Below are 12705 nucleotides of genomic sequence, written 5' to 3'. Positions count from 1 at the left end.
CATCGACTGGCGACCTCCGTACTGACGCACCTGCGTCGGCGGCGGTCGCAGCTTGGGCGGAACGGCGTCCCCCGGGCGGATCTACCCCGACGGCATCTGGCGCGACGGCGCGCGCCCTGCCTGCACGCAACTGGTCAGGACGGGAGTGCACGACATGTCTTCAACTGAAGTTCCACATTGGACCGACCGTGGCCACGGTGCCGCTCGACGGCGGTGGTTCGGCCGGCGACGCTGGGCGACCGGTGCCGCGGTGCTGCTGACCGCGACCGCCGTACCGGCGGTGCTCGGCCCCACCGCCCCGGCCGCTGCGCACCCGATCAGCGCCGCCGACTTCCAGCAGGTCACCCTGGCCCGAGGCGTCGCCGAGGTGGGCGAGCCGATGACGATCGCGGTGCTGCCGGACCGGTCGGTCCTGCACACCGCCCGCAACGGCACCCTGCGGCGTACCGACGCCGCCGGCAACACGGCGGTGCTCGGCACCCTCCCGGTCTACACCCACGACGAGGAGGGGTTGCAGGGCGTCGGGGTCGACCCCGGCTTCGCCAGCAACCGGCAGATCTACCTCTACTACGCCCCGCCGCTGTCCACCCCGGGCGGTGACGCGCCGGCGAACGGCACCGCGGCGCAGTTCGCCCCGTTCGCCGGGGTCAACCGGCTGGCCCGGTTCACCCTGAACGCCGACTTCACCCTCAACACGGGCAGCCAGGTCACCGTGCTCGACGTACCGGCCGACCGGGGGATGTGCTGCCACGTCGGCGGGGACATCGACTTCGACGCCGCCGGCAACCTCTACCTCTCCACCGGCGACGACAGCAACCCGTTCGAGTCGGCCGGCTACGCACCGATCGACGAGCGGACCAACCGCTACCCCGCGTACGACGCGCAGCGCTCCGCCGGCAACACCAACGACCTGCGGGGCAAGATCCTGCGGATCAAGGTGAACGCCAACGGGACGTACTCGGTCCCGGGCGGCAACCTGTTCGCACCGGGAACCGCCGGAACCCGGCCCGAGATCTACGCGATGGGCTTCCGCAACCCGTTCCGGATGAGCGTGGACAAGGCCACCGGGCACGTCTACGTCGGCGACTACGGGCCGGACGCCGGCACCACCAACGCGAACCGGGGCCCGAGCGGACAGGTCGAGTTCAACCGGATCACCTCGCCGGGCAACTACGGCTGGCCGTACTGCACCGGCACGAACACCAGCACCGAGACGTACAACGAGTGGACCTTCCCGGACGGGCCGGGTGCGGCGAAGTACAACTGCACCGGCGGACCGACCAACAACTCGTTCCGGAACACCGGCCAGGGCACCCTGCCCGCCGCCCGGCCGGCCTGGATCCGGTACGCCGGTGACGCCGGCACCCCGACCGAGTTCGGCGGCGGCTCCGAGTCGCCGATGGGTGGCCCGGTCTACCGGTACAACGCCTCGAACCCGTCGCCCACGAAGTTCCCGGCCTCCTTCGACGGCCAGTTCTTCGCCACCGAGTTCGGCCGGGGCTGGATCAAGCCCATCCACGTCAACGCCGACGGCAGCCGGGGCGCGATCGACACCTTCCCCTGGGTCGGCAAGCAGGTGATGGACTCCGCGTTCGGGCCGGACGGCTCGTACTACGTGCTCGACTACGGCACCGGCTACTTCAACGGCGACGCCAACTCCGCCCTCTACCGCTTCGACTACGTCGGCGGCGGCAACCGGGCACCGATCGCGGTCGCCAGCGCCAACCCGACCTCCGGTACGGCGCCGCTGACCGTCACCTTCTCCTCGGCCGGCTCCGCCGACCCCGACGGCGGCGCCCTGACGTACTCCTGGGCGTTCGGCGACGGCACCACGTCGACGGCGGCCAACCCGACGAAGACGTACACCGCGAACGGCAACTACACCGCGACGCTGACCGTACGGGACCCGGCCGGCGCCACCGGCACCGCCAGCGTGACCGTCGGGGTCGGCAACACCGCCCCGACGGTGACCATCGTCGCGCCGGCCAGCGGCCAACTGGTCGCCTTCGGTGACGCCGTGCCGTTCCAGATCACGGTGACCGACCCGGAGGACGGCACCATCGCCTGCTCCCGGGTCAAGATGACCTACGTCCTCGGCCACGACACCCACGGCCACCAGATCACCTCGGCCAACGGCTGCTCCGGCACCCTCACCATCCCGGTCGACGGCGAGCACGACGACGCGGCGAACATCTTCCCGATCTTCGACGCCGAGTACACCGACAACGGTGGGCTGACCACGCACACCCAGCACATCCTGGCGCCGAAGCACCGGCAGGCCGAGCACTACGGCACCTCGTCCGGGGTGGCCAAGTTCAGCAAGGCGGGCGCCGAGGGCGGGCAGACCGTCGGCGAGATCAACAACGGTGACTGGATCGCGTTCCAGCCGTACCGGCTGAACAACGCCACCTCGTTCACCGCCCGGGCCTCCTCGGCCGGAGCCGGCGGCACCCTCCAGGTCCGCACCGGCTCCGCCACCGGCACCGTGATCGGCACGGCGACCGTACCGGTGACCGGCAGCTGGGACACCTTCACCACCGTCACCGGAAGCATCGCGAACCCGCCGGCCGGGACCACCACGCTCTACCTGACCTTCGCCGGTACCGGCACCGGCGCGCTCTACGACCTCGACGCCTTCACCTTCGTCACCGGCGGCGGTGGCGGCGGTGGTGGCGGCACGGGCCCGATCGTCGGCCTGGCCGGCAAGTGCCTGGAGATCGACGGCGGAGCCACCGCCGACGGCAGCCAGGCACAGATCTCCACCTGCACCGGTACGCCACGACAGACCTGGACGGTCACCGGCCAGACGTTGCGTACCCTCGGTAAGTGCCTGGACATCTCCGGCGCCGGCACCGTCAACGGCACCAAGATCCAGCTCTGGACCTGCAACGGCACCGCCGCCCAGAACTGGGCCCCGCAGGCCGACGGCTCCCTGCGCAACCCCGCCTCCGCCAAGTGCCTCGACGTGTCGAACAACAGCTCCACCGACGGCCAGGACGTGCACCTCTGGGACTGCATCTCCACCGCCGCCAACCAAAAGTGGACCCTGCCCTGATGTGAGGAAGGGCCCCCGCCTATCGCTTTTTGTATAGGAAGGGGCCCTTCCTAACCCCCCTCACAAGGGAGAGCGAAGATGCGCAGACGACTTTTCCGGTCGATCCTCGGGGTCGCCACCACCACGCTGGCGGTACTGGCCTGCACCACCGTGCCGGCCGGGCCGGCCAGCGCCGCCGACGCCCCGTACGACGTACTGATCTTCTCCAAGACCGCCGGGTTCCGGCACGACTCGATCGCCGCCGGCACCCAGGCGATCCGCGAACTCGGCGCGGCGAACAGCTTCACCGTGACCGCCACCGAGGACGCGGCCGCGTTCAGCACCGCCAACCTGGCCCAGTACGAGGTGGTGGTCTTCCTCAACACCACCGGCGACGCCCTGAACGCGGCACAGCAGACCGCGTTCGAGTCCTACATCCGCAGCGGCAAGGGGTACGTCGGAGTGCACGCCGCCGCCGACACCGAGTACGACTGGCCGTTCTACGGCAACCTGGTCGGGGCGTACTTCGCCTCGCACCCGGCGATCCAGCAGGCCAACGTGAAGGCGGTGGACCGGGGCCACGCGGCCAGCGCCCACCTGCCGCAGACCTGGACCCGTACCGACGAGTGGTACAACTACCGGACCAACGCCCGGTCCACCGCACGGGTGCTGGCGACGCTGGACGAGTCGTCGTACTCCGGTGGCGGGATGGGCGCGGACCACCCGCACGCCTGGTGCAAGACGTACGAGGGCGGCCGGTCCTTCTACACCGGCGGCGGGCACACCCAGGCGTCGTACGCCGAGCCGGCCTTCCGGGCGCACCTGCTCGGCGGCATCCGGTACTCGGCCGGCCGGTCGAAGGCCGACTGCCGACCCGAGTCCGGCTACACCAGCCTCTACAACGGTTCCACCACCGGCTGGTCCCAGGCCGGTCCGGGGAACTTCACCAACACCGACGCCACGCTGACCTCGGTCGGCGGAATGGGCCTGTACTGGTACAGCGCGAAGCAGTTCGGCTCGTACTCGCTGAAGCTGGACTGGCGACTGGCCGGCGACGACAACTCGGGCATCTTCATCGGCTTCCCGCCGTCGAGTGACCCGTGGTCGGCGGTGGACAACGGCTACGAGATCCAGATCGACGCCACCGACGCGGCCGACCGGACCACGGGCGCGGTCTACACCTTCAAGTCCGCCGACATCGCCGCCCGGGACGCCGCGCTCAACCCGCCGGGGGAGTGGAACAACTACGAGCTGCTGGTCGAGGGAGAGCGGCTGCGGATCTACCTCAACGGCGTACTGATCAACGACTTCACCAACACCAACCCGGTGCGCTCGCTGGCCGGGCACATCGGGATCCAGAACCACGGCACCGGCGACGACGCCTCGTTCCGGAACATCCGGATCAAGGAACTCGGTGGCGGCCCTGGTCCGGACCCGGACCCGGGTACCAACACCACGGTCCAGGCCGAGGCGTTCACCTCGCAGAGCGGGATCCAGGTGGTCGGCAAGGCCGGCGCCAACGGCGGTTCGACGATCGGGTACCTCGACCCGGGTGACTGGGCCGCGTACAACGGGCAGAACCTGACCGGGGTCACCTCGCTGCGGGCCCGGGTCGTCTCCGGCGGCACCGGCGGCACCCTCCAGGTCCGGACCGGCTCGGCGACCGGCACCGTGCTCGGCACGCTGGCGGTGCCGAACACCGGCGGCTGGGAGAGCTACGCCGAAGTGAGCGGTGCGCTGTCCGGGGTACCGTCCGGCTCGCAGAACCTCTACCTCACCGTCGCCGGTTCCGGCACCGGGCTGTACGACGTCGACGAGTTCACCCTGGTGCGCTCGGGCGGGGGCGGCGGCTCCGGCACCGGTCCGGTCGTCGGGCTGGCCGGCAAGTGCCTGGAGATCGACGGCGGGGCAACCGCGGACGGCAGTCAGGCGCAGATCTCGACCTGTGTCGGCGGTTCGGCCCGGCAGACCTGGACCAGGACCGGCCAGACGCTGCGGACCCTGGGCAAGTGCCTGGACGTTTCCGGATCCGGTACGACGAACGGCACGAAGATCCAGCTCTGGACCTGCAACGGGACCGGGGCGCAGAACTGGGCTCCGCAGTCGGACGGCACCCTGCGCAACGCGTCGTCGAGCAAGTGTCTGGACGTGCTGAACAGCAGTTCGGCGGACGGCCAGAACGTGCACCTGTGGGACTGTGTGGCTGGCGTGGCCAGCCAGAAGTGGACCCTGCCCTGAGATGAGCGGGCGGCGGCCGGGCGCGCACACCCCCCACCACAGGCGCGCCCCCGCCGCCCGCCCTCTGAGCACGCTTCCCGCCCAGCCTTCCGACCGAGGCAGCTCCGGCTCCCCGGTCGGCGGGCGGGGCTTCCTTGGTCCACCCGGCACCGCCTAGAGTGGTCTTGGCGATCCTCGGTGATGGCCGGCGACCGGGCGGGAGGCGCAACCTGCCCGGCGAAGGTGCGAGTACGCACGTGCCGGCGTCGTCGCAGGGGGAGTTCCGCCACCGTCCCGGACGGTCACCCTCGCCCCGGTCCACCGGCGTCACATCCGGCGCAGTCGCGAATCCCGCGTGATCAACAGGGAGAAAGACCATGGCGCGACCCATCACGCTCTTCACCGGCCAGTGGGCCGACCTACCGTTCGAGGAGGTGTGCCGGCTCGCCTCCGAATGGGGCTACGACGGGCTGGAGATCGCCTGTTGGGGCGATCACTTCGAGGTCGACAAGGCGCTCGCCGACGAGTCGTACGTCGAGCGCAAGCGGGAGACGCTGGCCAAGTACAACCTGAAGGTCTGGACGATCTCCAACCACCTGGTCGGGCAGGCCGTCTGCGACCACCCGATCGACGAGCGGCACCAGGACATCCTGCCGGCCCGGATCTGGGGCGACGGAGAGCCCGAAGGGGTACGGCAGCGGGCCGCCGAGGAGATCAAGGACACCGCCCGGGCGGCGGCGAAGCTCGGGGTCAAGACCGTGGTCGGGTTCACCGGCTCGTCGATCTGGCACACCCTGGCCATGTTCCCGCCGGTCCCGCCGTCGATGATCGAGAAGGGCTACGAGGACTTCGCGAACCGGTTCAACCCGATCCTCGACGTCTTCGACGAGGTCGGCGTACGGTTCGCGCACGAGGTGCACCCGAGCGAGATCGCGTACGACTACTGGACCACCAAGCGGACCCTGGAGGCGATCGGGAACCGCCCGGCGTTCGGGCTGAACTGGGACCCGTCGCACTTCGTGTGGCAGGAACTCGACCCGGTGAACTTCATCTTCGACTTCGCCGACCGGATCTACCACGTGGACTGCAAGGACGCCAAGGTGCGTACCGGGGACGGTCGGCGGGGCCGGCTCTCGTCCCACCTGCCCTGGGCCGACCTGCGCCGGGGTTGGGACTTCGTCTCCACCGGGCACGGCGACGTGCCGTGGGAGGACTCGTTCCGGGCGCTGAACGCGATCGGGTACGACGGCCCGATCTCGATCGAGTGGGAGGACGCCGGGATGGACCGCCTGGTCGGTGCCCCCGAGGCGTTGCAGTTCGTCCGGCGGCTGGCGTTCGACGCCCCGAGCGCGGCCTTCGACGCCGCGTTCAGCAGCAAGGACTGAAGCCGCGTTCAGCAGCAAGGACTGAACCTGACCGAGGTTGACCGGCTGGTGATGGACGGCCGAGGTTGACCGGCTGGTTTTGGACGGCCGAAGGGGTCGGCTCGATATCGGGCCGACCCCTTCACCCAGCACGGGACCGGGTGTGCTTCGGTCAGAACGTGGTGCCGTTGGCTCCCGACCCGGATGACGCCGCCCGCGAGGCGGGTGCCGTCACCGTGCCGGACGACGAGGTCTTCGTACCCGATCCGACGCCGGAGTCGGCGTAGGTGCCGGTTCCGGAGCCCAGTTCGGCGGACCCGCCGTCGCCCGTGCTCAGTTTCTCACCCAGCCGGGTGTGGCTGAGTCGATCCTTGCCCTCGGTGTAGAGGCGGTTGGCCTGGGTCTGAGCCACCCCGGCCGCTTCCTGCACCGTGGGGTGGTCGAGGACCTTGCGGCCCTTGAGAACCAGCTCCTCGTACCTCTCCCGGCCCGCGCGGGCGCCCAGGACGAAGCCCACAGCCAGCCCGCCGACGAACCACAGCTTTCCGCGCATGACGGCTCCTTTCCATGTCTGACGCGGTCGAGTGCCTACAGGTGTTCCCGGTAGGCGACCGTGTCGCGCCTGCGTTGTCTGTCCCCAAGTCCCTACCCATCCTTCACTGATGTCATGCCTTGTTGTGGCCCGCATAGCGATTTGTCCGGTAATCTAGTAAGTCGTGTCGCCCGGGCCCGCCGCCCGATAACCCGGTAGCCCGACACCCCCGGCTGTCCTGTATTCTTGTTCCGTCGCACGGCGCGGGAGAGATCCAGTGCCGGCAGTACGCGATCCTCCGTAGCTCAATTGGCAGAGCAGCCGGCTGTTAACCGGCAGGTTTTTGGTTCGAGTCCAAACGGGGGAGCTTTTCCAACATCCCGCCCGCCGACGCCGTCGGCGGGCATCGTCATATCTGGGGTCCGCCCGACCAGCGGTGACCTGTCCGCTGCCACGCGACCCCCTGGATGTGACCGGCCGCCGACGGCGGCTGAGAAACGGGGTGGGTGGGAGATGGCTGGATCGCGGAGCCGGGTCGCCCTGCTGGTCGCCGCCGTGTTGGTGGTCGGCTGGCTGGTGGTCGGCGTCATATCGGCGCCGTACGCGGGCCGGCTCAGCGAGGTCGCCACCAACGACAACGCGGCGTTCCTGCCGGCCGACGCCGAAGCCACCCGGGGCGAAGAACTCGCCGCCGGGTTCGTCGAGCGGGAGACCATCCCCGCCCTCGTCGTCTACGCCCGGAACAGCGGGATCACCGACGCCGACCGGCAGCAGGTGGCCGCCGACGCCGTCCGGTTCGCGGCGGTACCGGGCGTCGTCGGGCCACTGCCCCCGCCGATACCCAGCGAGGACGGCAAGGCGCTGCAGGTCATCGTGCCGGTGGACAACGCCGAGGACGACCAGACCCGGGCCGTGGTCATGGAGCTGCGCCGGATCGCCGGCCACGGGCGGGACGGCGGCCAGATGGTCGTGGTCGGCGGCCCCGCCGGCCTGCTCGGTGACCTGATCGAGGTCTTCTCCTCGATCGACGGTCCGTTGCTGCTGGTCACCCTCGTCGTGGTGCTGGTGATCCTGCTCGTCGTCTACCGCAGCCCGGTGCTGTGGATCATCCCGCTGCTGGCCGCCGGCCTGTCGTACGCCCTCGCCGCGCTGGCCGTCTACTTCCTGGCCCAGGCCGGAGTGATCATGCTGAACGGGCAGGCCCAGGGCATCCTCACCGTGCTGGTCTTCGGCGCCGGCACCGACTACGCCCTGCTGTTCATCGCCCGCTACCGCGAGGAGCTGTGCCATCACAAGAACGCCGTCCAGGCGATGCTCGCCGCCTGGCGCGGCGCCGCCCCGGCCATCTTCGCCTCCGGCGGCACCGTCATCGCCGGCCTGCTCTGCCTGCTGCTGTCCAGCCTCACCTCGAACCAGGCACTCGGTCCGGTCGCCGCCGTCGGGATCGGCGCCACCCTGGTCGTGATGCTCACCTTCCTGCCCGCGCTACTGATGATCGGCGGAAGGTGGGCGTTCTGGCCGCGCTCGCCGTACTCCGAACACGCCGCGTCGGTCGGCCGGCTGTGGAAGCCGATCGCCCACTTCATCGCCCGGCGGGCCCGCCTGGTCTGGGTGGTCACCACCCTGGTCCTGATCGGGCTCGGCTTCGGCCTGACCCAGTTGGGTGCCACCCGGCTCGGCCAGACGGAGCTGTTCACCAACCGCACCGACTCGGTCATCGCCCAGGAGGTGATCGACCGGCACTATCCCGGCGGGTTGGGTAGCCCGGTCACCATCTTCACCCTGGTCGGCACGGCCGACCGGGTGACCGAGGCGGCCCGGTCCGTACCGGGCGTGGCCGAGGTGCACCCGCAGCCGGCCGGGGACACCAACGGCACCGATCCGGGAGCATCGACCGGGCCGGGCGCGCCGGGCGGTGCCGCGGCCGAGCCGAAGGTGGTGGACGGCCGGGTACAACTCCAGGCCACCCTGACGACGTCGGCCGACAGCGAGGAGGCGGAGGAGACGGTACGGCGGCTGCGGGTGGCCGTACACGCGGTGCCGGACGCGGACGCGGTGGTGGGCGGCTTCACCGCGATCAGCGTGGACACCGCCGACGCGTCGGACCGGGACCGCAATGTCATCATCCCGGCGGTACTCGGGGTGATCGCGGTGATCCTGGCCCTGCTGCTCCGGGCACTGCTCGCGCCGGTGGTGCTGATCCTCACCGTCGTACTGTCGTTCCTGGCCACCCTCGGGCTGTGCGCACTGCTCTTTCAGTACGTCTTCGGGTTTCCCGGCGTCGACGCGTCGTTCCCGCTGTTCGCCTTCGTCTTCCTGGTCGCACTCGGTATCGACTACAACATCTTCCTGATGAGCCGGGTGCGGGAGGAGTCTGTCCGCCGGGGCACCCGGTCCGGGGTGCTGCGCGGGCTCGTCGTCACTGGTGGCGTCATCACCTCTGCCGGGATCGTGCTGGCCGCGACCTTCTCGGCACTCGCCGTACTGCCACTGGTGATCCTGATCGAGCTGGGGCTGGCGGTCGCACTCGGGGTGCTGCTGGACACCATCATCGTACGGTCGCTGCTGGTGCCGGCCCTGACCTACGACATCGGGTCCGCGATCTGGTGGCCGTCCCGGCTCTCCCGCGAGCGGCACCATCCGGGCCGGGACTGACATCGTGTCCGACCTACCGGCGGAGACCGACGTGGTGATCGTCGGTGGTGGCCTGGCCGGGCTGGCGGCGGCCCGTCGACTGCACCGCGCCGGTACGCCCTGGCTGCTGGTCGAGGCCGCCGACCGGCTCGGTGGCCGGGTCGCCACCGACGCCGTGGACGGCTACCTGCTCGACCGCGGATTCCAGGTCGTGAACACCGCCTACCCCCGGCTGACCGCCCTGGTGGACGTCGCCGCACTAGATCTCGGCCTGTTCACCCAGGGCACGCTGGTGCGCCGGGGCGAGACGCTGCACCGGATGGTCCATCCGGTACGGGAGCCGCTCGGCGCGGGCCGTACGGTGCTCACCGGCCTCGCCGACGCCGCCGGCCTCGGCCGGGCCGCCCAGGTCCCCGGCGTACGGCAGATCAGCAGCGTGGGACGGGCCACCGACCGGCTCCGGCTGGCCGCGTTGGCGGTCCGCTGCGCGACCTCCCCGGTGGACCGGCTGCTGGCCGCCCCCGAACTGAGCACCGAGATGGAACTGCGCCGGGCCGGCCTCTCCGACCGGATCATCGAGGAACTGCTCCGGCCGTTCCTGTCCGGGGTCTTCGGCGAGCGGGAGCTGACCACGTCCAGCCACGTCTTCGCCATGATCGTCCGGTCCTTCGCCCGGGGACGGATCGGACTGCCGGCGGCCGGGATCGGCGCCCTGCCGCAGGCCGTCGCGGATCCGCTGCCGGCGTCGCTGACCATGCGGGGCGTGTCGGCCGCGTCGCTCCGCCCCGGACTGGTACGCACCTCGGCCGGTGACGTCCGCTGTCGCGCCGTACTCGTGGCCACCGACCCGGTCACGGCGAGCACCCTGTTGCCGTCCCTCGGCCGGGTACGCATGCACACGCTGAGCACGTACTACCACTCCGCCGTCGAGCCGCCGCTCGACGAGCCGATCCTGCTGCTGGACGGGGATCGGCGGGAACTGGTGGCGAACACGGTGGTGGTCAGCCGCGCCGCGCCGACGTACGCCCCGGTCGGACGGCACCTGATCGCCACCTCGGTGGCCGGTCCGATAGTGCCGCCGGAGCCACTGGTCCGGACCGAACTGGCCCGGTTGTACGGCTGTTCGGTCGAGGACTGGGACCATCTGACGACCGTGACGGTCCCGGCTGCGTTGCCGGCCGCACCGGCGCCGCAGGGCAGTCTGCGCAAGCCGGTGGTGGTGGGGGAGGGCGTCTTCGTGGCCGGGGACCATCGGGCGAGCCCGTCGGTGCAGGGTGCGCTGGCCAGCGGGTGGCGTGCGGCCGGCGCCGTCCTCCGGCATCTGGGCCGCTGAGCCCTGCGCTGTCTGGCGGTTGGGCGGCTGGGCTGTCTGGGCGGGCGTACCCGGCCTGGCCGCGCCTGGCTTGGGGGCCTGCCTGGTCGTGCGGCTGCCGGGTTGGTTGCCGCTTGGCGGCATCCTGATGTCGATCCCGGTTGCTATTCTCGCCGTGCCGGGGCGCCTCCGTCTGCTGACAGGAGCGCGGTCCGGCTGGCCTGGTGGGGGGAACCCGATCTTCGTGGCTCGGCACCGCATGTCGGTGGCCGGTCGGCGACGCAGCGGGTTAATATCCCCGCGCCGGCAGGGGGCGGTAGCTCAGTAGGTTAGAGCAGGGGACTCATAATCCCTCGGTCGCGGGTTCGAGTCCCGCCCGCCCCACCAGGTCTTTCGTAGATCTACACTGGCAAGATCGACAGATTCCGGGCATCGGGACGGGCCTAGCCGAAGCTGCCCCGAGAGGGCCACTGCGGTAGCGGCGTCAACTTGATCTACCGCTGTCCGTTTTGCCGAGGACCCGGTCGCTGCCTGTACCGTTAAGGGTGGTTCTTCGTCCGACCACCACGATCACTTCATCACCTAGCCGTGAAGATGCGCCCGCGCATACCGGATCCCGGCACCCATCGGGCCCCGTTCTCCATTGCCTGGTCGAGTTAGGCCCAGAACTCGTGGGCAGCGCCACGCTGCCCACCAGACCTCCGGGCACCACGCCGTGCCGGCCGAAGCATCGAGGTTGCCGGGCGCGGCCGCTGGCGCTCGTGGACGGTACGACGCACGATCCGGTTCGCCCGACTCTGCCGTAGCAGGGAGTTCGGGCGCGGCGGAGGTTACGCAGACTAGCAGTCCCCGGTGAGAGAAGGAGTGTGCATGATCGACCAGATTCGCGCCGCTGACCTGCCCGACGGCAGCGTCGTCTCCAGTACCCGTACCACCTACATCAAGGACCATCCGTCCCAGACCGCCGCGTGGCGGGCCACCCGAGGTGGGCCCCAGGGAGACTGGGATGTCGACCAGGCGCTGGCCAGCGGTGCCGAGGTGCTGCGGGTCGGGGACAACTCCGGCCAGACCATCGGTCGCGCGCGCTGGGGAGATCTGAGTGGCCCCGAGCGCGCCGCCCTGGACGCCTGGAAGCGGGGGAACGCCGACACGAACGGGATGTTGTACGCCGTCCGGCACGCCCTGGTGGCCGAGCGGAACGCCGCCGGTCCGACCCTGGCCCCGGACGCTCGGAAATGTCTCGCCCGGCACCTGTTCCTGGCCGACCGGGATGACTCGGACGCCGAGCAGGACTGGCTGCTGTCCCCGTACGCCGAGCAGGAGCCGTACCTGCGACGTGCTGACGCCATTCTCGCCGTGATCAGCGGCACGGCGGGCTGACGGTTGCCGGCCCGGGCCCGGCTGCTGCCGGGCACCGGCCGACGTCGCTCGATCCGTTGCCACAGGTAGATCGCCTCGTCCGCACCCGCACGAGCACACCCGGCAGCCACGTCAACCGTGACGGCGAGCCCGGCTCCGTGACCAACCGCGACGAGGGCAGCGTCACCGTACTCGATCTGACCAGCTGAAGCCGATGACCGCCCGGTGACGATCCCGGTCGGTCCCGACGCGC

The 12705-nt window shown here is 70.6% G+C and carries 8 protein-coding genes and 2 tRNA genes; 9 read left to right on the top strand and 1 reads right to left on the bottom strand.

The features are described 5' to 3' along the window. Positions 1-154: 154 nt before the first annotated feature. The 3 genes from H4W31_RS41685 (at position 155) to H4W31_RS41675 (ending at position 6636) form a co-directional block, all read left to right on the top strand. On the top strand, positions 155-3055 hold the full coding sequence (locus H4W31_RS41685; RefSeq protein ID WP_192771620.1) for a PQQ-dependent sugar dehydrogenase: 2901 nt from the start codon (positions 155-157) through the stop codon (positions 3053-3055). 78 nt (positions 3056-3133) lie between these two features. Continuing rightward, the gene (locus tag H4W31_RS41680; protein ID WP_192771619.1) at positions 3134-5272 is read left to right on the top strand and encodes a ThuA domain-containing protein; all 2139 of its coding nucleotides are present in this window, start codon (positions 3134-3136) and stop codon (positions 5270-5272) included. 356 nt (positions 5273-5628) lie between these two features. Further along, complete coding sequence (locus H4W31_RS41675; protein ID WP_192771618.1) at positions 5629-6636, top strand: sugar phosphate isomerase/epimerase family protein; 1008 nt, start codon at positions 5629-5631, stop codon at positions 6634-6636. A gap of 151 nt (positions 6637-6787) precedes the next feature. On the opposite strand, the gene H4W31_RS41670 is transcribed toward H4W31_RS41675, so the two are convergent. Then, complete coding sequence (locus H4W31_RS41670; protein ID WP_192771617.1) at positions 6788-7168, bottom strand: hypothetical protein; 381 nt, start codon at positions 7166-7168, stop codon at positions 6788-6790. Between the two features lie 273 nt (positions 7169-7441). On the opposite strand from H4W31_RS41670, the gene H4W31_RS41665 reads away from it, so the two are divergent. The 6 genes from H4W31_RS41665 to H4W31_RS44060 all read left to right on the top strand — a co-directional run bounded on the left by H4W31_RS41665 (position 7442) and on the right by H4W31_RS44060 (position 12661). After that, a tRNA-Asn gene (locus H4W31_RS41665) sits at positions 7442-7514 on the top strand. Between the two features lie 146 nt (positions 7515-7660). Continuing rightward, positions 7661-9802 carry an MMPL family transporter gene (locus H4W31_RS41660; protein ID WP_192771616.1) on the top strand — a complete coding sequence of 714 codons (2142 nt, stop codon included), beginning with the start codon at positions 7661-7663 and terminating at the stop codon, positions 9800-9802. Between the two features lie 4 nt (positions 9803-9806). Next, entirely contained in the window at positions 9807-11114 is a 1308-nt protein-coding gene (locus tag H4W31_RS41655; RefSeq protein WP_192771615.1) for an FAD-dependent oxidoreductase, read from the top strand. Between the two features lie 289 nt (positions 11115-11403). Further along, positions 11404-11480, top strand: a tRNA-Ile gene (locus H4W31_RS41650). A gap of 483 nt (positions 11481-11963) precedes the next feature. Further along, positions 11964-12473, top strand: coding sequence for a hypothetical protein (locus tag H4W31_RS41645; protein WP_192771614.1), 510 nt, complete (start codon positions 11964-11966; stop codon positions 12471-12473). Positions 12474-12529: 56 nt separating this feature from the next. Next, entirely contained in the window at positions 12530-12661 is a 132-nt protein-coding gene (locus H4W31_RS44060) for a hypothetical protein (protein ID WP_264084118.1), read from the top strand. Positions 12662-12705: the final 44 nt, after the last annotated feature.

The sequence above is a fragment of the Plantactinospora soyae genome (genome assembly GCF_014874095.1).
Lineage (GTDB): Bacteria > Actinomycetota > Actinomycetes > Mycobacteriales > Micromonosporaceae > Plantactinospora > Plantactinospora soyae.
Note: the sequence above shows the minus strand (reverse complement) of the source record. Positions and strands in the feature narration are given on the sequence as shown.

Excerpts from the sequence above, each read along its gene's own strand:
- H4W31_RS41685 (WP_192771620.1), top strand. The coding sequence starts at position 155 with ATGTCTTCAACTGAAGTTCCACATTGGACCGACCGTGGCCACGGTGCC.
- H4W31_RS41675 (WP_192771618.1), top strand. The coding sequence starts at position 5,629 with ATGGCGCGACCCATCACGCTCTTCACCGGCCAGTGGGCCGACCTACCG.
- H4W31_RS41670 (WP_192771617.1), bottom strand. The coding sequence starts at position 7,168 with ATGCGCGGAAAGCTGTGGTTCGTCGGCGGGCTGGCTGTGGGCTTCGTC.
- H4W31_RS41680 (WP_192771619.1), top strand. The coding sequence starts at position 3,134 with ATGCGCAGACGACTTTTCCGGTCGATCCTCGGGGTCGCCACCACCACG.
- H4W31_RS41645 (WP_192771614.1), top strand. The coding sequence starts at position 11,964 with ATGATCGACCAGATTCGCGCCGCTGACCTGCCCGACGGCAGCGTCGTC.
- H4W31_RS41660 (WP_192771616.1), top strand. The coding sequence starts at position 7,661 with ATGGCTGGATCGCGGAGCCGGGTCGCCCTGCTGGTCGCCGCCGTGTTG.